Origin of the sequence: Thermus neutrinimicus (assembly GCF_022760955.1) — a bacterium.
Lineage (GTDB): Bacteria > Deinococcota > Deinococci > Deinococcales > Thermaceae > Thermus > Thermus neutrinimicus.
Genome location: NZ_JAKTNU010000006.1, coordinates 14,473 through 34,849 on the forward strand (window position 1 = coordinate 14,473; position 20,377 = coordinate 34,849).

General features: G+C 65.8%; 21 protein-coding genes and 1 tRNA gene. 17 read left to right on the forward strand and 5 right to left on the reverse strand.

Going from position 1 to position 20,377, the window contains the following annotated elements:
- The first annotated feature begins 5 nt into the window (after positions 1-5).
- Entirely contained in the window at positions 6-1,016 is a 1,011-nt protein-coding gene (locus L0C59_RS05295; protein ID WP_279232542.1) for an RCC1 domain-containing protein, read from the forward strand.
- On the opposite strand, the gene uvrC is transcribed toward L0C59_RS05295, so the two are convergent.
- Positions 988-2,787, reverse strand: coding sequence for an excinuclease ABC subunit UvrC (gene uvrC, locus L0C59_RS05300; protein ID WP_243090161.1), 1,800 nt, complete (start codon positions 2,785-2,787; stop codon positions 988-990). The genes L0C59_RS05295 and uvrC overlap by 29 nt on opposite strands.
- Before the next feature lie 14 nt (positions 2,788-2,801).
- Here uvrC and L0C59_RS05305 point away from each other — a divergent pair, with 14 nt between their 5' ends.
- A complete protein-coding gene (locus L0C59_RS05305; protein WP_243090162.1) occupies positions 2,802-3,764 on the forward strand; it encodes a dipeptidase in 963 nt (320 codons plus the stop codon).
- Here L0C59_RS05305 and L0C59_RS05310 read toward each other — a convergent pair.
- Positions 3,747-4,151, reverse strand: a complete 405-nt coding sequence (locus L0C59_RS05310) for a PaaI family thioesterase (protein ID WP_243090163.1) — start codon at positions 4,149-4,151, stop codon at positions 3,747-3,749. The genes L0C59_RS05305 and L0C59_RS05310 overlap by 18 nt on opposite strands.
- A 21-nt stretch (positions 4,152-4,172) precedes the next feature.
- On the opposite strand from L0C59_RS05310, the gene L0C59_RS05315 reads away from it, so the two are divergent.
- The 3 genes from L0C59_RS05315 to L0C59_RS05325 are packed head-to-tail and all read left to right on the forward strand — an operon-like array spanning position 4,173 to position 5,630.
- Positions 4,173-4,805: an alpha/beta hydrolase gene (locus L0C59_RS05315; protein WP_243090164.1), complete on the forward strand. Its 633-nt coding sequence runs from the start codon at positions 4,173-4,175 to the stop codon at positions 4,803-4,805.
- Positions 4,802-5,167, forward strand: coding sequence for an alpha/beta fold hydrolase (locus tag L0C59_RS05320; RefSeq protein ID WP_243090165.1), 366 nt, complete (start codon positions 4,802-4,804; stop codon positions 5,165-5,167). Before L0C59_RS05315 ends, L0C59_RS05320 begins: the two co-directional genes overlap by 4 nt.
- A 22-nt stretch (positions 5,168-5,189) precedes the next feature.
- Positions 5,190-5,630 carry a hypothetical protein gene (locus tag L0C59_RS05325; RefSeq protein ID WP_243090166.1) on the forward strand — a complete coding sequence of 147 codons (441 nt, stop codon included), beginning with the start codon at positions 5,190-5,192 and terminating at the stop codon, positions 5,628-5,630.
- Positions 5,631-5,655: 25 nt separating this feature from the next.
- On the opposite strand, the gene truD is transcribed toward L0C59_RS05325, so the two are convergent.
- Both truD and L0C59_RS05335 read right to left on the reverse strand, forming a co-directional pair.
- Positions 5,656-6,711, reverse strand: coding sequence for a tRNA pseudouridine(13) synthase TruD (gene truD / locus L0C59_RS05330; protein WP_243090167.1), 1,056 nt, complete (start codon positions 6,709-6,711; stop codon positions 5,656-5,658).
- A gap of 14 nt (positions 6,712-6,725) precedes the next feature.
- Positions 6,726-8,441 carry a M3 family oligoendopeptidase gene (locus L0C59_RS05335; RefSeq protein ID WP_243090168.1) on the reverse strand — a complete coding sequence of 572 codons (1,716 nt, stop codon included), beginning with the start codon at positions 8,439-8,441 and terminating at the stop codon, positions 6,726-6,728.
- Between the two features lie 282 nt (positions 8,442-8,723).
- On the opposite strand from L0C59_RS05335, the gene L0C59_RS05340 reads away from it, so the two are divergent.
- The 7 genes from L0C59_RS05340 to L0C59_RS05370 all read left to right on the forward strand — a co-directional run bounded on the left by L0C59_RS05340 (position 8,724) and on the right by L0C59_RS05370 (position 14,816).
- A complete protein-coding gene (locus L0C59_RS05340) occupies positions 8,724-9,905 on the forward strand; it encodes a hypothetical protein (RefSeq protein WP_243090169.1) in 1,182 nt (393 codons plus the stop codon).
- Between the two features lie 21 nt (positions 9,906-9,926).
- Positions 9,927-10,787, forward strand: a complete 861-nt coding sequence (locus L0C59_RS05345) for a hypothetical protein (RefSeq protein ID WP_243090170.1) — start codon at positions 9,927-9,929, stop codon at positions 10,785-10,787.
- A gap of 4 nt (positions 10,788-10,791) precedes the next feature.
- Entirely contained in the window at positions 10,792-11,583 is a 792-nt protein-coding gene (locus tag L0C59_RS05350; RefSeq protein WP_243090171.1) for a hypothetical protein, read from the forward strand.
- A gap of 2 nt (positions 11,584-11,585) precedes the next feature.
- Positions 11,586-12,197, forward strand: coding sequence for a hypothetical protein (locus tag L0C59_RS05355; protein WP_243090172.1), 612 nt, complete (start codon positions 11,586-11,588; stop codon positions 12,195-12,197).
- 147 nt (positions 12,198-12,344) lie between these two features.
- Positions 12,345-12,554, forward strand: a complete 210-nt coding sequence (locus L0C59_RS05360; protein ID WP_243090173.1) for a hypothetical protein — start codon at positions 12,345-12,347, stop codon at positions 12,552-12,554.
- A 15-nt stretch (positions 12,555-12,569) separates the two neighbouring features.
- Complete coding sequence (locus tag L0C59_RS05365; protein WP_243090174.1) at positions 12,570-13,013, forward strand: YbjN domain-containing protein; 444 nt, start codon at positions 12,570-12,572, stop codon at positions 13,011-13,013.
- 15 nt (positions 13,014-13,028) lie between these two features.
- Positions 13,029-14,816: a ribonuclease catalytic domain-containing protein gene (locus L0C59_RS05370; protein WP_243090175.1), complete on the forward strand. Its 1,788-nt coding sequence runs from the start codon at positions 13,029-13,031 to the stop codon at positions 14,814-14,816.
- A 144-nt stretch (positions 14,817-14,960) separates the two neighbouring features.
- Here the strand turns inward: L0C59_RS05370 and icd are convergent, their stop codons facing one another.
- Entirely contained in the window at positions 14,961-16,238 is a 1,278-nt protein-coding gene (gene icd, locus L0C59_RS05375) for an NADP-dependent isocitrate dehydrogenase (RefSeq protein WP_243090266.1), read from the reverse strand.
- A gap of 61 nt (positions 16,239-16,299) precedes the next feature.
- Here icd and L0C59_RS05380 point away from each other — a divergent pair, with 61 nt between their 5' ends.
- From L0C59_RS05380 to L0C59_RS05400, 5 genes are all read left to right on the forward strand, one after another.
- A complete protein-coding gene (locus L0C59_RS05380; RefSeq protein WP_243090176.1) occupies positions 16,300-17,412 on the forward strand; it encodes an NAD(P)/FAD-dependent oxidoreductase in 1,113 nt (370 codons plus the stop codon).
- Positions 17,413-17,545: 133 nt separating this feature from the next.
- Positions 17,546-17,622: transfer RNA gene (locus L0C59_RS05385), tRNA-Met, on the forward strand.
- A 160-nt stretch (positions 17,623-17,782) separates the two neighbouring features.
- Complete coding sequence (gene miaB, locus L0C59_RS05390) at positions 17,783-19,105, forward strand: tRNA (N6-isopentenyl adenosine(37)-C2)-methylthiotransferase MiaB (protein WP_243090177.1); 1,323 nt, start codon at positions 17,783-17,785, stop codon at positions 19,103-19,105.
- Between the two features lie 10 nt (positions 19,106-19,115).
- Positions 19,116-19,451 carry a hypothetical protein gene (locus L0C59_RS05395; RefSeq protein ID WP_243090178.1) on the forward strand — a complete coding sequence of 112 codons (336 nt, stop codon included), beginning with the start codon at positions 19,116-19,118 and terminating at the stop codon, positions 19,449-19,451.
- A 12-nt stretch (positions 19,452-19,463) separates the two neighbouring features.
- Positions 19,464-20,375 carry an NAD(P)/FAD-dependent oxidoreductase gene (locus tag L0C59_RS05400; RefSeq protein ID WP_243090179.1) on the forward strand — a complete coding sequence of 304 codons (912 nt, stop codon included), beginning with the start codon at positions 19,464-19,466 and terminating at the stop codon, positions 20,373-20,375.
- Positions 20,376-20,377 lie beyond the last annotated feature (2 nt).

Here is a 20,377-nt window from a genome sequence, read left to right on the forward strand (position 1 = left end):
AAGGGATGCTGTGGGCGGGTTCTGGGCATAGCCTTTTCCTCAAACAAGGCGTGGTTAAACTGGGCGCCCTATGGGGCTGGGGCTGGAACTACCACGGCCAGCTGGGGGACGGCACCTTCTTAAACCGCAGCCGGCCGGTCCTCTTGTTGCAGGGGGTGGTGAGCGTGGCCGCGGGCAGCGCCCACACCCTGGCCTTGGACCCCATGGGACAGGTGCTGGCCTTTGGCCGCAACGAGGAGGGCCAGCTGGGCCTGGGTTCCTGGGCCAGCCAGGGCCGGCCGGTGCGCGTGGAAGGATTGCCCAGGATCGTGGGGGTGGCGGGAGGGTATCAGCACAGCCTTTTCCTGGCGGAGGGCGGGGCCGTGTATGCCTCCGGGGCTAACGAGGAAGGCCAACTGGGGGATGGCACCCACGAGCGCCGGAAGTCCCCTGTGCGGGTTCAGGGGCTTCCCCCGGTGGTGGCGGTGGCGGCAGGATACTTCCACTCCTTGGCCATAACCCGCGAGGGGCGGCTTTACACCTGGGGAGCTAACCTTTCGGGGCAGCTGGGGGATGGCACGGTGGAGTCCCGCTCCAAGCCCTTGCCGGTGGAGGGTCTATCCCGCGTGGTCCAGGCTGTGGGAGGGGGTAGCTTTAGCGCGGCCCTTACGGAGGATGGTTCGGTGTACGTCTTCGGCTTGGATTCGGCCACCCCGAGGCGGCTCGAGGGCGTGCCGCCAACAGTGGCCTTGGCGGCGGGCCGGGAGCATCTTCTCTGCCTGACCCGGGAGGGGGAGGTGTGGGCCTTGGGCGCCAATGAGGCTGGCCAGCTGGGGGACGGCACCGAGGAATCCCGCCTCGAGGCCCGTCGGATCGAGGGTTTAAGGGGGGTTGTGGCCTTGGCCGCAGGGGACGCCCATAGCCTGGCCCTGACCGGGGAGGGGATCCTTTACGCCTGGGGCAGGAACGAGTACGGGCAACTGGGGGACGGGACCCGGGAAAATCGCTTCAGACCCGTGGTGGTGAGGTTTCCCTAGGGAGGTTTTCCAGAGCAGCTTTTAAAGCCTCAGCGGCTTTGCGGTTCATGCCAGGCAGGCGGGCAAGCTCCTCCAAAGGGGCTTCCCTCAGGGCCCTAAGCCCCCCATAGTGCTTCAGGAGAAGGCGCCTTCTTGCCTCCCCAATCCCGGGGATGCCCTTTAGCACCTGGAATAGCTCCTGGCTCCTTCGCTTCTGGTGGTAACGGAGCCCGTTTTGGTGGGCCTCGTCCCGGAGGTGGATGAGGAGCTGGAGGGCGGGGTGGGTCAGGGGCAGGCGGATTTCCCGGCCCTCTTGGGTGAGGAGGACCTCCTCCCTCTTGGCCAGGCCCACCAAGGGTAGGTTTAGCCCAGCCCTTTCCAAAGCCTTGGCCGCAGCCCGCACCTGGCCGAGCCCGCCATCGATCAGGAGGAGGTCGGGAAGGGGCAGGTCCTTAAGGCTTCCCGTGAAGCGCCGGTATACTCCCTCCTCCATGGCAGCGTAGTCGTCGTTTCCCGCCTTAAGCCGCATCCTGCGGTACTCCGCCCGCTTAGGCCTTCCCCCTTCCAGGACCGCCATGGAAAAGACCCGGGCCTGGCCCTGGAGGTGGCTTACGTCGTACCCCTCGAGGCGGTAAGGCCTTTGGGATAGCCCCAGGATCTCCTGGAGGGCCTTTAGGGCAGGGTGGTCCCCCCGCCTTTCCCGCAGCTTAAGCTCGGTTTCCAGGGCCAATAGGGCGTTCCTCTTCGCCAGCTCCAAAAGCCTTACCTTTTCCCCCTTTTTGGGCACCCTAAGCTCCACCTTCCGCCCGGCTCGGCGGTGAAGGAGGGCCGCCAGGCTTTCCAGGTCCTCCATAGGGAAGGGGAGCAGGACCAAGGGGGGCAGGGGAGAGGCCTCCAGGTAGTGGGCCCTGAGGAAGGCCCAGAGGATTTCCTCAGGGCTGGTCTCCTCCTTTTCCACCACCCGGCTGATCCGGCCCAGGATGCGGCCCGAGCGCACCTGGTAAAGTTGCACCACCGCCAAGGGCCCCGCCTGGGCTAGGCCCAGGAAGTCCAGGTCCCCCATCTCTGGGTCAACGGCCTGCTGGGCGGTGGAGAAGAAGGCCCTGAGGGCCTCCATTTGATCCCGGATCTCCGCTGCCCGCTCAAACTCCATCCTCTGGGCAGCCTGGCGCATCTTGGCTTCCAGCTCCTTTAGGAGACCATCCACCTTCCCTTCCAGCACCGCCTCCACCTGGCGCACCACCTCCTGGTAGGCCCTGGGGTCGGCCAGGCCCGCACAAGGGGCCAGGCAGCGGCCCATGCTGTGGTTCAGGCAGGGGTAACGCCTCCTTTTCATGGGGTAGCCCGAGTTCTTGCGCAAGGGGAAGAGGCGGTCGATGAGGGTCTTGATGCGCCTGAGGGCGCTGGCCTCGGGGAAGGGGCCGTAGTACTTGGCGCCATCCTCCTCCACCCGCCGCACCACCAAGAGGGTGGGGAAGTCCTCGCGGGTCAGCTTCAGGAAGGGGTAGTGCTTGTCGTCCTTGAGGAGGACGTTGTAGGGGGGGCGGTGGGCCTTGATGAGGTTGGCCTCGAGGAGGAGGGCTTCCACCTCGTCCCGGGTGGCGATGAAGTCCAAGGCGGTGGCCTCCTGGGCGATGCGGGCCGCCTTGCCCTCCGCGTGGAAGTAGCTCCGCACCCGGGCCCTGAGGTTCTTGGCCTTGCCCACGTAGAGGACCTCTTCCCCTTGCTTCCACAGGTAGACCCCGGGGGCCTCGGGAAGGGGGGGAAGCTCGGAAGGCCGCACGATCCCCATTGTAGAGTTTGCCCATGGACCCCGTCATGGTGGATGCCCACCTGGATCTGGCCTACAACGCCCGAATCCTGGGGCGGGACCTCTCCCTTCCCCTAGAGCGGCTTAAGGAGGTGGACCCCCATCCCGAAACCCCCTTGGTAACCCTGGAAAGCCTCCGGGAGGCCAGGGTGGGGGTGGCCTTCGCCACCTTGTTCGTGGACCCCAGGGAAGGGGGGCCAGAGGACTGGCAGGAGGAGGTGTACGCCCAGCTGGCCCTGTACGAGGCCTGGGAGGCGAAGGGATGGGTGCGGATCCTCCGCCAGGGCAGGGATCTGGAGCTTCACCTGGCCCGCTACCCGGAGGACCGCATCCTGGGCCTGGTGCTTCTCCTGGAAGGCGCCCATGCCCTCCCCGCCCCTGAGGCGTTGGCTCCCTTGCGGCAAAGGGGCCTCAGGCTTCTTTCCCTTACCTGGGCCACCCGGAATGCCTATGCCGGGGGCAACGCCGAGGAGGCCCCCTTGACCGGGTGGGGAAGGGCCCTCTTGCGGGAAATGGAGGACCTGGGAATGGCCCTGGACCTCTCCCACCTGGCGGAGGAGGCGGCCTTCCAGGCCCTGGAGGTCTTCTCGGGGCCGGTGTGTGCCACCCACGCCAACGCCAGGGCCCTGGTGCCTTCCCCTCGCCACCTTTCCGACCGGCTCCTCGAGGCCCTGGCGAAACGGGATGGGGTTTTGGGCCTGGTACCCTATAACGCCTTTCTGGACCCCAGCTGGAAGCGGGGCGATCCCAGGCTTCCCCTTGAGGCCTTTTTCCGCCACAAGGCCCATGCGGAGGCCATCCTGGGCCCCAGGGGGGTGGGCCTGGGCACGGACTGGGATGGGGGGTTTGGCCTCGAGGCGGTTCCGTTGGGTCTGGAGCGCCACCGGGACCTCTGGGTTCTGGGGGATGCCGCCTTCCTGGGGGAGAACTGGCTTCGCTGGCTACGCTCCTGGTTCTAGGGGCACCACCGCCAGGGTACAGCGGCTGGCCGCCACCAGCCTTTCCTCCTCGTCGTACACCTTGACTTCCCACACCTGGGTGGTGCGGCCCACGTGTAGGGGCCTGCCCACGGCCCGGACGGTCCCTTGGCGTTTCCTGCGGATGTGGTTGCAGTTGATCTCCAAGCCGAAGGCGGCATGCCCTGGCGGGCAGTTGAGGAAGCCTCCCACGCTGGCCACGCTTTCCGCCAGGGCCACCGTGGCTCCCCCGTGCAGGAAGCCGAAGGGTTGGTGCACCCTGGGGGTCACCTCCAGCTCGGCTATCACCTCGTCCTTTTCCAGCTTCAGGTAGCGCACCCCTAGGGTGGCGTCCAGGGTCTCCCCTCCGGGAATGCCCTTTCCTTCCATGCCCTGGAGTATAAAGGGGAGGTGGGTGAGATCCGCCTTTTTCCCGGGCTCCTTTCCCCTCCGGCGGGGTTGGAGTTTTTTTCCCACCTTCCCTCCGAGGAGGGGCTTCACCTGGTGGCCTTTGCCGAAGGGGCCCTTTCCGCCCTAAAGGTGGCCTTTGGGGAAGAGGTGAGGAGCCTTGTGCTCCTTTCCCCCATCCTGCGCAAGGATCCCCTTCTCTCCGCCAAGGTGGCGGCCTTGCGCTTTGGCCTGGAAAAGGGGGGGCTTGAGGGGTTCGCCCGGGTGGGCCGGGCCTTTTTCTTCGGCCCCCAGAGCGTGGGCAGCGAGGAGATATTCACCCTCTGGAGGGAAGGGCTGTCCGAGGAGGGGGTAAGGGCTTGGCTGGCCTTGCTGGAGGGACTTTCCGACGAGCGCCGCTGGCTTCGGGGCACGGAGGCCCGGACCCTGGTGATCCAGGGCGCCTGGGACGTCTTTACCCCGCCCCAGTATGGCAAGGAGGTGGTGGATTTCGCCAAGGGGGAGGCCTTGCGCTTCGCCCTGGAAGGGGCTGGCCACCTGGTCCCCTGGGAGGCGAGGGAGGAGGTGGTGGACCTGGTGGCGGACTTCCTTACGGGGGAGGCCTTCCGCCCCCTGCCCGGAGGCCTCGCCCTATGAGGCGGACCGGGTACCTTCACCTCTATGGGCTACCCCTGGTCTTTGACCGGGTGGGAAGGGGGCCTGTGGTGATCCTCTTGGCCGAGGAGGCCCGGGCTTGGCCCGAGATGCTTCCCGCAGGGTTTACCTTTTACCTCTTGGACCTTCCGGGCCACGGCCGCACGGGTGGGCCCAGGATGGCCCCGGAGGAGCTGGCCGAGTACGTGGTGGGCTTTCTCGTCATGCTCAACCTGGGTTCCCCTCCCATCCTGGTCCGGGGGCTGGGAAAGGCGGTGGGGGAGGTGCTTAGGGAGAGGGGGTATCGGGTATTCCCTGGAGATCCCCTGGCGGAAAGCTTGCAAAGCGCCATGGATATGGGGTAGCATGCACCTGGGAGGTGTGCTTATGCGGAGGATTTTGGGAGTTTTGGCGGTGGTGTTCGGCTTCAGCTTGGCGCAGTTTTCCTTGGAGAACCTGAAGCCCTCCCTGGCGGTGGTGGGGGGTACCCAGGGCTTTGGCCTCGAGGCCTCCTGGCACTGCCTCCTCTTCCAGCCCCCGGTGGGGGAGGTGCGGCCGGCCTTGGACATCGCCTATGACGTGAACGGCAACTGGAATGGGGCCTTCCTCTTCCGCTACCTCTACCCCCTGGCCGAGGGCCTGAAGGCAGGGGTGGGTCTGGGCGTGGTCATCCCCGGGTTCCAGTTTGCGAGCACCAGCCTCTACTTCCGGGCCGATGCGGAGTACGATCTGAAGGCTGCCTTGGGGGCGCCGCTTTTCCTGGGTGGGGATCTAGGTGTCGCTACCGGTAAGCTGGCGGCCCAGCTCAAGGTGGGCTACCGCTTCTAAGGGCTATCCGGGCCTGGGGGAGGGTTTAGCCCTCCCCCAGGCTTTCCTCCTCCTCCGGGGCATCCACCTCCACCTTCATCACCTCCCTTAGGAGGCTGGTGGCGTAGCTGCCCTTGGGCAGAAAGAAGCTGAGCCATAGGCCTTCGGGGGTTTCCTCCAGGGTCCAGCCCGTGAGGGGGATGCGGATGGGCCTCCTTGCCCCCCGGCGGGCGCGAAACTCCTCCCGCCCAAGCTGGTAGCGGGCCAGGATCTCGTCCTCCAGGGCCCTGGCCTCCCCTTGGGCCTCGGGGTATTTCTTGCCGAAGAGGGGTCCCGTGGCGCTGATTTCCAGCCTCAAGGCCCTTTCCGCCTCCTCTTCCCGTTCCACCAAAAACTCTCCCCCGGTGGCGTGCTTCTTGGCCCAGTCCCCGGGGATGACCCGGTCGTAGAGCCCCCTTTCCATCCTTAGGGCCACCCAGTCGTTGAAGAGAAGGCTCTGCAGGCTGCCGATCAGGAAGCGCTTAAGCCAGGGATTTCCCCTTCCCTTACCCTTCTTCACCAGCTCGTAGCCCTTCACCGGGTTCTTCCCCTCGAGGCCGAAGCGCTGGGGGCCGTAGTAGTTGGGAATGCCCTTGGCCTCGAGGGTCTTAAGTATGGCCCGGGCCTTCTCCCCATCGTGAGCCCCGCGGATGAGGATGCGGAAGCGGTTTCCCTTCAGGTGGCCTGTGCGCAGCTTGTGGGTGTGGAAGCTGGCCTCCAAAAGCCGGGTTCCCCTTAGGTTTTCCAGCAGGCAAAGGGCGTCCTCGTGCCTACGGGGGATGGAGAACCACTGCCGGGTTTTGGCGTGCTTGTCCTTTAGCCCCGCCACCCCGATCTCCTTTTCCGTAACCCCCACCTCGTCCCGAAGAAACTCCACCACCTGGCGGGTGGTGAGGCCCTCCTTCTCCAGGAGGAAGTAGAGGTGTTCCCCTTCCCCGCTGGGCAGGTAGGCGGGCACCTCCTCCACCTGGAAGTCCTGGGGGAGGAGGCGGATCCTGCCCCCCACGCCGGGAAGGTCCTGGGTGAGGTAGGGGTAGCGCCTTGGGCGAAAGACGAGGTCCATCCCTCCATTTTGCCTTACGGAAGGGCCTTAAGCCAAGATTCCAGGACCCCGAACCCGTACCGGAAGAAGGCCTCGGAGGCCAGGTCCACCCCGGCCTGGGCCAGGATCTCCTTGGGGCTTTGGCTTTCCCCCGCCTCCAGGATCCCCAGGTACTTGGGCACGAAGGCCTCCCCCTCCTCCTGGTACTTGCCGTAGAGGGCCAGCACCACCAGGTACCCCAGGGCGTAGCTATAGGTGTAGAAGCGGTAGTGGACGAAGTGGGGGATGCCCGCCCAGGCCGCCTGGTCCAGCTCCGTCCACTCCACGGCCTCCCCGTAAAGCTTCCCTTGCTCCTCCTGCCAGATCCCGTGGAAGGCCTCGGGGGAGAGGGCGGCTTCCCGGCGGGCCTCGAGGCTCCTTCGCTCAAAGAAGGTGTACATGACCTGGCGGAAGAGGGTGTTGATGGCATCCTCCACCCTCTCGGCCAAGAGCAGGGTGCGCTCCTCCCCGGAAAGCTTTTCCAAGAGGAGGTCGTCCAGGAGGATCTCGGCAAAGACGCTGGCGGTTTCCGCCAGGGGGGTGGAGGCCCCGAAGTTCAGGAGGCGTTGCTTCCTGGCCAGGTGGAAGTGCACTCCATGCCCAAGCTCATGGGCCAGGGTGTGGGCGGCGTCCAGGTCGTCGGTGTGGTTGAGGAGGATGTAGGGGTGGGTGGAGGGAAGCCCGCCGGAGCAGAAGGCCCCTCCCCGCTTGCCGGGCCTGGGGTACACGTCGATCCAGCGTTTCTCAAAGAACTCCCGGGCGATCCCTTCCAGCTTCGGGGAAAAGCGGCGGAAGGCGGTGAGGACCAGGTCCTTGGCCTCCTCAAAGGGCACCCGGGGCTTCTCCTTGGCCAAAGGGGCCAGGAGGTCGGGGCTTGGGGTTTTCTCCAGGCCCAACCTTCTGGCCTTCCAGCGGTAGTAGGCCTCCACCAGGGGGTAGTGGGCCTGGGTGGCCTCGAGGAGGGCCTCTATGTCCTTCACCTCCACCTCGTCCCTGAGGGCCACGGGCTCTAGGGGATGCTGGAAGTTCTTGAGGCGGAGGTCCTGGAGATAGTCCAGGTAGACCGCGTTGAACACCGCGCTTAGGGTGGGCGCCTCGGCCATGAGCTTCCCGTAAAGCTCCCGGTGGGCTTCCCGCCGTACCCCGGGGTCGGGGTCCCGTCTAAGGGCCCGGACCTCCATCTCGGTGAGCTCCCTTTCCCCCAGCCGGAAGCGGAAGCGCCCGGTGTATTCCGTGTAGAACTGGCTCCAGGCGCTTCGTCCCACCAGGCCCTTGAGGTTTAAAAGCTCCTCTTCCCGCTCGGAAAGGGTGTGGGGGGCGTAGGCCCTTTGCCTTTGCAGGAAGTGGCGCAGATCAGCAAGGCCAGGGTGCTCCAGGAGGGCCTGGAAGGCTCCCTCGGGAATCTTGCGCAGGGCCACCTCGAGGGGCACCAGGCGGTTTCGCACCTCGGTGTAGCGGTTCCTTACCCGGTCCAGAAGGGCCTTGGCCACGGGGTCCTGGGTGCGGGTGGCAAAGTACAAGGAGGCGTAGTTCAAAGGCTTATAGGCCTTCTCCAAGGCCTCCTCGTAGCGCCGGAAAAGGTCTTCTGCCCGGATGGGGTCCAGGAGGTCCTTGGGGTCCAGGCTGTGGGCAAGGTGTAGGGCCTCGGCCAGGTCTCGTTCAAGGCCTGGGTCCTCAGGGCCCCGGTACAGGTCGCTAAGGTCCCACTCCATGCCGCCCACTATACCGCCCTGGCCGTTTAAGGAGCGTGTAAGGCCCCCGGCCTAAGGTGGGAAGTGGATAGGAGGTGGGAGCTTGCGGAAGCCACGGCGTTTGCCCTGGGGTTTTTGGGCAGAGAGGGTCCAGTGGAAAAGGGCCTTGAGCGACCTTGATTCCTCTTACCAAGGCCCTCAGGATGGGCAGCAGGCAGGGATGGCGGTTACCCGGGAAGGGGAAGAGTCCCTCGCGCTGGAGGCAAGGGGGTGGCCCGTCCCCTGTCCGAAGAAGGAGGGGGCATGAAGAAGGGGATTTTCCTTGGGTGGTTTCTTTGGGGTGCCTTCACCTGGGCCCAGGTGGGTCTTCCCGGTCTGCCGCAGGCCCCGGGTGCGGGCGGGCAGGTTTACCAGAATCCGGCTTTGGGGATGGCTTTCCCCATCCCTCAGGGTTTCCAGCTGGCGCAGGAGGTTCCCCTTGAAGGGGGTTTAACGGCGGTCTTCTACCACCCCATGGGTGCCGAGCTCTATGCCACATCCATGGCCCTTGCCCAGCCCATGGACTTGCAAGGCTTTCACCAGGCCAACCTGCAACGCCTGGCCCAGGGGGACCAGGCCCTACGCCAGCAGGGAGTCCAGGTGCAGCGCCAACCCCTTTCGGGCCTGACCTTAGGGGGCAGGCCGGCTATGGGGGTGTTAAGCCAGGTGGTTTTCCAAGGGCAAAACTACATAGACCTCTCGGTCTACACCGTGGAGGGCGGGCGGGCCTACGGCCTGCAGCTCACCGCTTTTGCCCAGGTGTTTTCCCAGGTGCAACCCCTTTTCCAGCAACTGCTGGCCCAGGTGCAGCTGACGGGGGTGGGTGGGGGCTTTTCCCCAGTCCCTGGGGGGATGCCGGGGTATCCGCCCTCCAGTCCCAGCGTGCCCGGACTTCCCGGCTCCCCTGGTGACCTGCCGGGGCCTGTCCCCCCGTACCCGGGTCTACCTTCCCAGCCCCCGCCTCCTAGCGGGGCGGCCCAGGCTCCCTCCCCTACCCAGGGGCAACCCGCCTTTACCCCCCCCAGCAACCGGGCAGTGGAACTCCGCTACGGCAAGGAGGTGGGGGACGGCAAGCAGTTCGCCGTGGTCCTGGGCGGTCTCTACTACCGCATAGAGCCCGCGGGGGCTGGCCGCTGGCGGGTGACGGAGGTGGTGGAGGATGCGGAGGGTAGGACCGAGGACACCTTCCTCCTGGATGGGTTGGGGTTGCAGAACGGGAAGGAGGTACTCCTGCCTCCCGTCTGGCACACGGGTAGAACGGAGATAGGCGGCACCAGGTTCACCCGGAGCTCGCAGGGCAACCTAATCCTTTACCAGTTCCAGGATAGCCGGTCGCGGATAGAGGTGGCTTACCGCAGGGATGGTTGGCTGGCCCATTTCCTGTACTGCGACCTCAGTAAAGAACGCAATCCCTGTAGCCGCTATACCCTGAAGGAGGTCCGCTGAGGGGTGAAGGGGGGTGAACGCATGGGAGGCCTTTTACGGGTAGGTCTCAGGTGGGGGTTGGGCATCCTCCTGATGGGGGCCCTGGCCCAGCAGGTGCTCTATCCCCCTAGCTTCGGTCCCTACGAGGACCTCCGCCTCCAGGCCCATGCCCAGTGCCAGGGGCATTTGGCCCAGGGGGCCCAGGCCTACATCTCGTGCTTGCAATATCTCGCCGTGAGCATGTGCATGGGGCCTTATGCGCCGCATACGGATCCCATGTCAGGCATGGCCTGCACCGCTGCGGTTTCCGCCGGCTACCCTGCCCCCGGGAAGCCCGTCCTCACCCGGCCTCACTACCGGGTGGAAGTAGCGGGGGGAGTGGAACGGGAGCGGGATGTGCGCACGGGCCAGGTAATCCGGCAGAAGTCCATCCCCCCTCACCTTATCGACACCCTGGAACGCACCCCACAAGGGACCTACCGGGGCACCCGTTACGATCCCCAAGGCCAGCCCCTGTTTGTCTACCCGGTAAGCCCGGCCTGCGAACTCTTAGACCAAGGTGGGCGGCCTGCGATGGACGGCTTGGGGTGCCCGGTGTACCCGGGTAAGCCTTATCTCCATCATCTCATCCCCTCCCCCCTAGCCGGTATGCCCCCCAACGCCCAGTTTTACACCCCAGGTCGCCTCGCCGACGACTTTGACGGGGACGGGGTGGTGGAGATGGGATACATGGCCACGGGAGGCACGGGGGGGCGCACCTACACTTCGGGCTGGGCTCGCGCGGTGGGTTACGATCCCAAAACCCATCTGCTGAAGTTCCAGTACGAGATGGCCGCCCGAGAGTCGGAAAGCGCCTACACCAGTTATGCCATTGAGCGGTTGGTCCTTTTCCGGGTGAGGTGAGGCCATGGAGGTTCTTGCCTATGCACCTTGGCAGAAGCGGGCTGCTTTGGGCCGTCTTGTCCTGGGGCTTTTGTTCATGGGGTTCCTCCTGTGGCTGGGCTGGGCCGTGGCGGCGGAGGGGGACTGGGCATGGGGCTTGGGCCTTGGGTTGGTCGCCCTCTTGCTGGGGCTTTTCCTCTACCCCTCCGCCGTGGGGCCCCTTATGCGCTGGGGGTTCCAGGTGGTTTTGGAGCCCGAGGGGATCCGGGTGGGCGGAAGGCTATACCCGAGGGAGGGCTTTTCGGGGTTGGAGGGGCCCTTTCGTGGGGAGGGCACCGAGGCCCAGTGGCAGAGGTTGATGGAGGTGGGTCGCCTGTCCGCAGGGCCCCTTTTCCACCTGGCCTTTCATGGGGAGCGGGTGCCCCTTTGGCTAGACCTGCCGGGTTGGGACCGGATGCTGGCCCATCTGGGTGTGGATTGGAAGGAGCATCCGGCGCTGGCGCGCTACCTCCACTCGGTGCGCGGTCTAGCCTGGCTGAACGGGCTCTTATACCCGCCTAAGGAGGTGGAGGAGGAGTGGGAAAGGGCTAGGAGACGCTACCAAAGGCTTTTTGCCTGGCTGTGGATGGGGGTGGGCCTGGCGGTGGGAGGCTACACGCTTGGCGATGCTTCTGAGGTGGTGGGCCAGATCCTCTTCCTCGGGGGCTTGGCGCTCGCCGCCTATGCCTCCTTTGCCCTTTTTGGCGGCAAGTCCCTACGGGACGGCTGGGCCGAGAGGTACAACCCCTTCAGGGAGGAGCAGGAAATCAGGGGGTAGGTATGGAAGCGGAAGGACAGGACAGGCAGGAAAGGCCGAGGATAAAGCTTCTTTGGCCGCGCACGGGGCGGGATTGGTTCCTCCTTTTGATGGCCGGGATCGTGGTTCTTGGCATTGTAGGGAACCTCCTTCCCCAGGGGCCTAAGGAGGTGCAGGTGGGGCAGGTGCGCCTGGGGGTGCCTCCAGGATGGGAGGCCAAGGAGGTACAGGGGGGTTGGGCCCTCCTAAGCCCCTTGGAGGGCCCCAAGGACACCTTCCGGGAAAACCTCACCCTCCTGGTGGAACCCCTTCCCCAACCCATGAACTCCCTTCAGTACGCTCAGGTTGTGGCCTGGCGGAACGCCCAAGGGGTGGAGGGGTTCGTGCCGGGGCCGGTCCAGGTGGTTCCCTTGGCGGGCGTGGAGGCCGTGGCCTTTGCCGGGCAAGGGCGGCATGGGGGGCGGGCCCTGGAGTTTTGGGTGTATGCCTTCGTGGTGGGCCGGGAAGGGTACCAGCTCACCCTCACGGGGGAGGTGGGCAGGCTGGTGCGGGTACGGCCCCAGGTGGAAACGGTTCTGGCCTCCATGCGGGTGGAGGGGAGTGGTCCCGTGGCCCAGCCGGGGCCGGGCGGATAGGGTGGGGCCCCTGCGCCCCTTTCCCCGTCCATGCCCTGGGGGCCGCCCATGGGTGGGGAGCCCTATTCCCCGGGATTCCCGGGTGGCGGGGATTGGGGGTCCCCTTATGGCCACGAGCCCGGGGACATTCCTGGAGGAGGGTCGCCCATGGACCTCCCGGGTTTGGGCTGGGATTCCTCGAGGTTGGACGAGAGCCTACAGGAGCACCGGGACTTCAACACCTGGATGGCGGAGGAGTGGAGCCAGCTCCTTTCCGGGGAGACCCCCGAGCCCACCCACCAGGACGAGGAGGGGAATCTCTACTGGGAAGGTCCCTCGGGCCTGCTCCACGAGTGGGGGGATTACAGCGGTGAGTGAGGAGGGGTGGGGGGTATGCGGTCCTTCTTGCTGTTGGTGGCGTTGGTTTGGGGTTTGGCCCTGGGGCAGGGGCTGGTCCGGGGCGTGACCCCGGAGGAGGTGGAAGGCCTCTTGAGGGAGATGGGCGTGGTCTACGAGAAAAGGGACCACCACCTCTTTCTCCTGGAGCTGGCAAGCCCCAAGGTATGGCTGGAGCTGGATTGGTGCGAGGAGGGGCGCTGCGGGTTGGTGGCCCTTTCCGCGGGGTTTAGGAAAAAGGTGGACCTCGAGCACCTTAACGCCTGGAACCGGGATTACCGCTTTAGCCGGGCCTATCTGGATCGGGAGGGGGACCCTTGGGTGGAGTGGGAGCTGGACCTCACGGGTGGGGTGAGCTGGGAGGCTTTGCGGGAGTTTTTGCGCTTGTTCGCTGAGGCGGTTCTTCCCAAATTCATGGAGCACATCGGATTCGAGCCCTAGGGTATCCTTAGGGGCGTGGCCGCGTTGGTGGTCTACAAGGGTAGGCCCGCCTTGGCGGTGGAGAAGGGGGACCGGCTAGAGCTCACCCTGCCTGGTGGTTCCCAGGTAAGGGTGCGTCCCAAGGACGTCCTCTGGCTTCACCCTGGGCCCGCTTCTTTGGAGTTAAGCCCGCCCGAGGGCGAGGAGGAGGCTGCCTGGGAACTCCTCCAGGGCCAGGTGGTGGAGCTTAAGGACCTGGCGGAGCTGGTCTACGGGGCGTACACGCCCGATACCGCTTTCGGTGCCTATCTTTTGGCGCAAAGGGGGGAGCGCTTCCTCCTGGAAGGGGAGAGGGTCCGGGCCCGCACGCGGGAGGAGGTGGAGGCCCGCCTCGAGGCCCAAAGGCAACGGGAGGAGCGGGAAAGGCTTTTCCAGGAGGGGATAAGGCGGCTTAGGGAAGGGGTGCTGGCCCTGGAGGACCGCCCCTTGGTCCAGGAGGTGGAGGCCGTGGCCTTGGGGGAAAGAAGGGAAAGCCGGGTGCTCAAGGCCCTGGGCCTTCCCGAGACCCCGGAGGCGGCCCACGCCCTTCTCCTTCGCCTCGGGGTGTGGCGGCGGGAAAACCCCCATCCCCGGCGTCTTGGCTTAGCCCTTTCCCCCCCTGGGCTTTCCGTGCCCCCTTTGCCCGAGGAAGGGCGGGTAGACCTCACCCACCTCCCCGCCTACGCCATTGACGACGAGGAAAGCCAGGACCCGGATGACGCCGTCTTTGCCGAGAGGGTAGAGGAGGGGTTTCGGCTTTGGGTGCACGTGGCGGATGTGGCGGCCTTGGTGGAGCCCTATAGCCCCTTGGACCAGGAGGCCATGCGCCGGGGGGCTAACCTGTACCTGCCCGAGGGTACGGTACCCATGCTTCCTCCTGGGATCACCGAGGCCTTGGGGCTTGGGCTTAGGGAGGTTTCCCCGGCCCTCACCTTTGCCCTTTGGGTTTCCGAGGAGGGGGAGGTCCTCTCCGAGGAGGTCTTCCCCAGCTGGGTGCGGGTGGAAAGGCTTAGCTACCGGGAAGCCCTAGGGGTGGCGGAGCTTGAGGCCCTAAGGGAGCTGGCCCTAATCTTTCGCCGCAGGCGGCTGGCCCAGGGGGGCCTCGAGCTCCGCCTGCCCGAGGCCAAGGTGCGCCTGGAAGGGGACGAGGTGCGGATCCGGCCCCTGGAGGCCTACGAGAGCCGCATCTGGGTGCAGGAAGCCATGCACCTGGCGGGCTACGCCGCTGCCCACCTGGCTTATAGGGAAGGCCTTCCCTTTCCCTTCGCCACCCAGGAGGCTCCCTCTAAGCGGGTGGAAGGGGAGGGCCTAAGCGCCATGTGGGAGCAGCGGAAGGCCCTGAAACGGGCCCAGCTTAAGGCGGTGCCCGCCCCCCATAAGGGCCTTGGCCTTCCCCTTTACGCCCAGGTGACGAGCCCCTTGAGGCGGTACCTGGACCTGGTGGCCCACCAGCAGCTAAGGGCCTGGCTCAAGGGGGAAAAACCCCTTTCCCAGGAGGAGGTCCTGCAACGGGTGGGGGCGGCGGAGGCCATGGCCGATCTGGTGCGGGAGGGGGAAAGGAGAAGCAAGCTCCACTGGACCCTGGTGTACCTGATGGAAAAGGGGTACGAGGGGAGGGGGGTCTTGGTGGAGAAGAGGGGAGGGCAGGGGGTTTTCCTCCTGCCGGAACTTGGCCTTAGCGCCCAGGTGGCCCTGCCTAGGCCCTTAGCCCTGGACACCGAGGCCACCCTCCGTTTCCTGGAGGCGGATCTTCCTCGCCTCGAGGCCCGCTTTGCCCTTCTCTAGCCGGGGGAGGGGGCAACCGGGTGGCCCACGGGGGCGGGCTTATATCCTTTCCTCCTGTTTCGTTCTCTAAGCCCCAACGAGATGACGCCTACCGAAGGCCCTTTCCGGGGCCCCCACCCTGGCGCAAGCCAGGGTGGGGTGGTATCACATGTGCTCCATCAAGGCCCGGCCGAACTCGCTGGTCTTGAGGAGGGTGGCGGGTTTGCCCTCCGCCAGGAGAAGCCGGTGGAAGTCGTAGGTGACCAGCCCCTTGGCGACGGTGCGCTCCATGGCCTGGAGGATAAGGTCCGCCGCCTCGTTCCAGCCCAGGTAGCGGAGCATCATCTCCCCCGAGAGGATGACGCTACTGGGGTTCACCTTGTCCTGGCCCGCGTACTTGGGGGCGGTGCCGTGGGTGGCCTCAAAGACCGCATGCCCTGTCAGGTAGTTGATGTTGGCCCCTGGGGCGATGCCGATCCCGCCCACCTGGGCGGCCAGGGCGTCGGAGATGTAGTCCCCGTTTAGGTTCAAGGTGGCGATCACCGAGTACTCGTCGGGGCGGAGGAGGATCTGCTGCAGGAAGTTGTCGGCGATCATGTCCTTGATGATGATCTCCCTGCCGGTCCTGGGGTTTTTCAGCACGTGCCAGGGGCCGCCTTCTAAGGGCGTGGCCCCGTACTTTTCCCGGGCCAGGGCGTAGCCCCACTCCCGGAAGGCCCCTTCCGTGAACTTCATGATGTTGCCCTTGTGCACCAGGGTGACGCTGGGGAGGTCCTCCTTGATGGCATAGGCGATGGCGGCGTCCACCAGGCGCTCCGTGCCCTCCTTGGAAACCGGCTTGATCCCGATCCCCGAGGTCTCGGGGAAGCGGATCTTGGCGTAGGCCTTGGGGAACTCCCGCTTGAGGAAGTCCAGGACCTTCTTCACCTCCTCGCTTCCCGCAGGCCACTCAATCCCCGCGTAGATGTCCTCGGTGTTCTCCCGGAAGATGACCATGTTCACCAGCTCGGGGTGCTTCACCGGGCTTGGCACCCCTTTAAACCAGCGCACGGGGCGCACGCAGGCATAGAGGTCCAGCTCCTGCCTTAGGGCCACGTTGATGGAGCGGATGCCTCCGCCCACCGGGGTGGTCAGGGGTCCTTTGATGGCCACCAGGTACTCCCGGATGAAGTCCAAGGTTTCCTCCGGGAGCCAGATGGGCTCCCCGTATACGGCATTGGCCTTTTCTCCGGCGTAGATCTCCACCCAGGCGATTCTGCGCTTCCCCCCGTAGGCCTTTTCCACCGCAGCGTCCAATACGGGCTTGGCGGCTCTCCAGATGTCGGGGCCGGTCCCATCCCCCTCAATGAAGCCGATGAGGGGCCGGTCGGGAACCTGGAGGACTCCGTCCTTGATGGTGATCCTTTCGCCTTCCTCGGGGATGCGGATGTGCTTGTAGGCCATGGCTAACCTCCGGGGCATAGCATACCCCTTTCCCGAGGGAAGGGTGTCCTAGACTGGGGGCATGCCCGATGCCCTTGTGGTGGGGGCGGGGATCGTGGGGGCGGCCTGTGCCTACCGCCTGGCCCAGGTGGGGTTTAAGGTGGTGGTCCTGGAGAAGGAGGCCACCTTTGCCCAAGGCTCCACCGGGAGAAGCGCCGCCGGGGTGCGGGTGCAGTTCTCCGAGCCCTTGAACGTGCTCCTTTCCTACCATTCCATCCTGGAGTACCAAGGGATTCCTGAGGCCGGTTACCGGCCCATCGGGTACCTTTTCCTGGTGCCCGAGGCCCTAAAGGAGGTCCAGGAGGAGGCCCTGGCCACCCAGAAGGCCTTGGGGGTACCGGTGGCCAAGCTTTCCCTAAGGGAAGCCCAGGCCCATGTGCCCTTCCGGGAAGAGGGCCTGGCCTACGCCACCTTTGGCCCTATGGACGGGATCATAGACCCCCATGGGGTGACCGCCCATTACCTTAGGGAGGCCAGGCGGCTTGGGGCCCAGGTGCGCTTTTCCGAGCCCTTGCTCTCGGCCCGCAGGGCAAAGGGCGTGTGGCGGGTGGAAACGCCCAAAGGGGAGCTGGAGGCCCCCTTTCTCCTCCTCTGCACCGGGGCCTGGACGGGGGAGGTGGGGGAAAGGCTTGGCCTGGAGATCCCCATCCAGCCCGTGCGCCGCATGGTCTTCGCCACGGGGCCAGTGCCCTTTTCCCACGCCTTTCCCCTCACCATAGACCTGGCCACGGGCTTTTACCTGCGCTCGGAGGGTCCTAGGGTGCTCCTGGGCCGGTCCAACCCGGATGAGCCCCCGGGTTTTAGGGGAGGCATGGACTGGGGGTGGCTTGCGCCCACCCTCGAGGCGGGTCTCTTCCGCTTTCCCTTCCTGGAGGGGCTTGCCCTGGACCGGAAGGCCAGCTGGTGGGGCTACTACGAGATGACTCCCGACGCCAATCCCATCCTGGGCTTTGTGGAGGAGGGGCTTTTGGTGGCGGCGGGCTTTTCCGGCCACGGGGTGCAGCAGGCGGCCATGGTGGGGAGGCTCATGGCGGAGGAGGTGGCCCACGGGAAGGCCAGGAGCCTGGATATAAGCCCTTTCCGCCTGGACCGCTTCCGGAAGGGGCATTTGCTGAAGGAGAGGGGTATCGTCTGAGGGCAAGCTCTCCTAAGGTGGCCTGGGGGCCGGGACGGAAAAAGGGGTTTTATGGGGATGGTTTTGGCGGGATTGCTGAGCCTTGACCGCTTGGGGGCCCTCCCCTAAGATGGGGATTGCCTGGTGCGCCCGTGGCGGCGTAGCTCAGGTGGTCAGAGCACACGACTCATAATCGTGGTGTCGTGGGTTCGAGTCCCACCGCCGCCACCAGCCCCTAAGCCCAAAGCCTAACCCCCCGGTGGCCTGGCCGGGGGGTGTGGCCTTTCTCGAGGGCAGGGAGTCCGGGAAGGTGGTTTGGCCTTAAGGGCCTAGAGGTTGCTACACTAAAAACCACGGGGCCCGGGATCCCCCCGGACGCCCTAGGAGGAGTATGCGCGCCCACATCATTACCTTCGGATGCCAGATGAACGAGTACGACTCCCACCTGGTGGCCAGTGAGCTGGTGAGCCTGGGGTGGGAGTTGGTGGACTCGGTGGAGGAGGCGGACTTCGTCCTGGTGAACACCTGCGCCGTCCGCGGCAAGCCCGTGGAGAAGGTGCGCTCCCTTTTAGGCCAGCTCCGTAGGGAAAAGGAGAGGAGGGGCCTTCTCATCGGGCTCATGGGCTGCCTGGCCCAGCTGGACGAGGGGCAGCAGATGGCCCGCAAGTTTGGGGTGGATGTTCTCCTGGGCCCCGGGGCCCTCACCTCCCTGCCCGAGGCCTTGAAGGGGAACCAGCGCTTTTGGGACCTTACCTTCAAGGAAGACCTTTTGGACTACATTCCCCCACCCCCCAAGGGAGCCCTTTCCGCCCACGTGACCATCATCCGCGGGTGCAACCACCACTGCACCTACTGCATCGTCCCCACCACCCGGGGTCCTGAGGTCTCCCGCCACCCGGACCTGATCCTGAGGGAGATAGAAGCCCTGAGGGAGGCCGGGGTGGTGGAGGTTACCCTACTGGGGCAGAACGTGAACTCCTACGGCAAGGACCAGCCGGGCTTTCCCAGCTTCGCTGAGCTCCTAAGAATGGTGGGGCAGATGGGCATCCCCCGGGTGCGCTTCCTCACCAGCCACCCGGTGAACTTCACCGACGACATCATTGAAGCCATTGCCGAAACCCCCGCCATCACCCGTTACATCCACCTTCCGGTCCAGTCTGGCTCGGACCGGGTGCTTAGGCGCATGGCCCGGGAGTACCGGCGGGCACAGTATCTGGAGCGGATCCGGAGGATCCGGGAAGTCCTGCCGGATGCCGTGCTTTCCACGGACATCATCGTGGGCTTCCCCGGGGAGACGGAGGAGGACTTCCAGGAGACCCTTTCCCTCTACGACGAGGTGGGTTACGACCAAGCCTACATGTTCATCTACTCTCCTAGGCCCGGTACTCCCGCCTACAAGCACTTCCAGGACCTGCCCCGCGAGGTGAAGGTGGAAAGGCTCCAACGCCTCATTGAAAAGCAGAAGGAGTGGAGCTACCGCCGCAACCTGGAGTGGGTGGGGAAGACCGTGGAGGTCCTGGTGCGGGGGGTGGCCAAGGAGGAGGGGTATGCCCAGGGGCACGACCGGGGTAACCATCCGGTGCTGGTCCCCGCCCACCAGGCCCCCACCCCGGGGCTCTACCCGGTGGAGATCAAGCAGGCCACCCCGCACCTGCTCCTCGGGGAGGTGGTGGGGGCCAGGGAGCCCGCTCCCATCCCCTTGCCCGTGGCCTAAAGGGGGCGGCATGCGCCAGCGTATCCTGCCCTTTAGCGGTGCCTTGGCCCTTTTTCTTCTCGTATATGCGGCTTCCCGCTTTGCCCTTTGGGGTTTTGCCCTGGCGGCCTCCCTTGCCTTTTTGCTGTACCTGGGCCTATTCCGCTGGCAGGGAAGGCTTTTGGCCAAGGGGCCTTCGCGGGCGGCCTTGGAGCGCTTGGCCATGAGGGAGGCCTGGCGGAAAGGGGGGGTCTTGCGCCCGGAGGACCTGGAGCCTTTCCTGTCCGAGCCTGAGGCCCGGGCGCTTTTGGAGGGCCTGGCGGCCAGGGGTTTGTGCCGTAGGGAAGGGGAGGGTTTTCGCTTCTGACCCCAAGGTGGGATGAGGCGGGTGGGGGAGGCCGAGGTGGTGGTCCTGGGGGCCGGGGTGGCGGGGCTTACCGCCGCCCGGCTCCTCCGGGAAAGGGGGCACCGGGTGTTGGTGGTGGCCCAGGACCTGGGGGAGGCAAGCCGGGTGCCTGTGGCCCTGGTGAACCCCTTGCGGGGGAAGCGGTTTACCCTGGCGAGGAGGGGAGAGGAGGCCCTCGAGGCGGCCCTTCGCTTCTACAGCCGCTTCGTGCCCTTGCACCTTGGGGTCTTCCGTCCGGTGCCGGAAGGGGAAAGGGAAAAGGTGGCGGCGCGGCTCGGAGGGCTCCAGCATTCCTGGGAAGAAGGGGGGGTCCTTTTGGAGGAGGCCTTTTGGCTGGAGCCCAGGGCCCTTTTGGGGAGGCTTGCGGAAGGGCTTTCCCTTCTTAAGGCCCGGGTGCTGGCCTGGGAGCCCCCCTATTTGGTCCTGGAGGGCGGGGGAAGGGTCCGGGGGGAGGTGTTGGTCTACGCTGGGGGTGGGCAGGGGGCCCATCTTCTGCGCTTGGAGGGGCGGCACATCCCGGGGCTGGTCCTCCTCCTGCTGGACTACTTCCCCCGGGCCATCAGCTACCGGGTCTACCTGGCGGGAAGCGCCCTAGGGGGAAGCTACCTTCCCCATCGTTCCCACCCCGAGGCGCCTCCTCCCACGGAGGGGGAGGTGGAATGGCTCCTAAAGGGCGCGGAAGGGCTTCTGGGCTACCGTCCCTCGGTGGCCTCCCTATGGCGGGGTGTGCGCTTCCGTTTGGACCAGCCCCTTCCGCCTGGGGGTTTGGACCTTCCCTACCTTTTTCCCGTGGAAGGGGGCTTTGCCCTCACGGGTTTTGGCTCCACGGGGTTCCTCTACGCACCCTGGCTAGGGGAAAGGCTTCTTGAGGCCCTAGGATGGTAGGC

Bases quoted from the DNA above. Each gene is read 5' to 3' on its own strand.
- L0C59_RS05380 (WP_243090176.1), top strand. From the start codon at position 16,300: ATGCCCGATGCCCTTGTGGTGGGGGCGGGGATCGTGGGGGCGGCCTGT.
- truD (WP_243090167.1), bottom strand. From the start codon at position 6,711: ATGGACCTCGTCTTTCGCCCAAGGCGCTACCCCTACCTCACCCAGGAC.
- L0C59_RS05325 (WP_243090166.1), top strand. From the start codon at position 5,190: ATGCGGAGGATTTTGGGAGTTTTGGCGGTGGTGTTCGGCTTCAGCTTG.
- icd (WP_243090266.1), bottom strand. From the start codon at position 16,238: ATGGCCTACAAGCACATCCGCATCCCCGAGGAAGGCGAAAGGATCACC.
- L0C59_RS05340 (WP_243090169.1), top strand. From the start codon at position 8,724: ATGAAGAAGGGGATTTTCCTTGGGTGGTTTCTTTGGGGTGCCTTCACC.
- miaB (WP_243090177.1), top strand. From the start codon at position 17,783: ATGCGCGCCCACATCATTACCTTCGGATGCCAGATGAACGAGTACGAC.
- uvrC (WP_243090161.1), bottom strand. From the start codon at position 2,787: ATGGGGATCGTGCGGCCTTCCGAGCTTCCCCCCCTTCCCGAGGCCCCC.
- L0C59_RS05305 (WP_243090162.1), top strand. From the start codon at position 2,802: ATGGACCCCGTCATGGTGGATGCCCACCTGGATCTGGCCTACAACGCC.
- L0C59_RS05355 (WP_243090172.1), top strand. From the start codon at position 11,586: ATGGAAGCGGAAGGACAGGACAGGCAGGAAAGGCCGAGGATAAAGCTT.
- L0C59_RS05320 (WP_243090165.1), top strand. From the start codon at position 4,802: ATGAGGCGGACCGGGTACCTTCACCTCTATGGGCTACCCCTGGTCTTT.
- L0C59_RS05360 (WP_243090173.1), top strand. From the start codon at position 12,345: ATGGACCTCCCGGGTTTGGGCTGGGATTCCTCGAGGTTGGACGAGAGC.
- L0C59_RS05350 (WP_243090171.1), top strand. From the start codon at position 10,792: ATGGAGGTTCTTGCCTATGCACCTTGGCAGAAGCGGGCTGCTTTGGGC.
- L0C59_RS05310 (WP_243090163.1), bottom strand. From the start codon at position 4,151: ATGGAAGGAAAGGGCATTCCCGGAGGGGAGACCCTGGACGCCACCCTA.
- L0C59_RS05335 (WP_243090168.1), bottom strand. From the start codon at position 8,441: ATGGAGTGGGACCTTAGCGACCTGTACCGGGGCCCTGAGGACCCAGGC.
- L0C59_RS05295 (WP_279232542.1), top strand. From the start codon at position 6: ATGCTGTGGGCGGGTTCTGGGCATAGCCTTTTCCTCAAACAAGGCGTG.
- L0C59_RS05365 (WP_243090174.1), top strand. From the start codon at position 12,570: ATGCGGTCCTTCTTGCTGTTGGTGGCGTTGGTTTGGGGTTTGGCCCTG.
- L0C59_RS05400 (WP_243090179.1), top strand. From the start codon at position 19,464: ATGAGGCGGGTGGGGGAGGCCGAGGTGGTGGTCCTGGGGGCCGGGGTG.
- L0C59_RS05395 (WP_243090178.1), top strand. From the start codon at position 19,116: ATGCGCCAGCGTATCCTGCCCTTTAGCGGTGCCTTGGCCCTTTTTCTT.
- L0C59_RS05345 (WP_243090170.1), top strand. From the start codon at position 9,927: ATGGGAGGCCTTTTACGGGTAGGTCTCAGGTGGGGGTTGGGCATCCTC.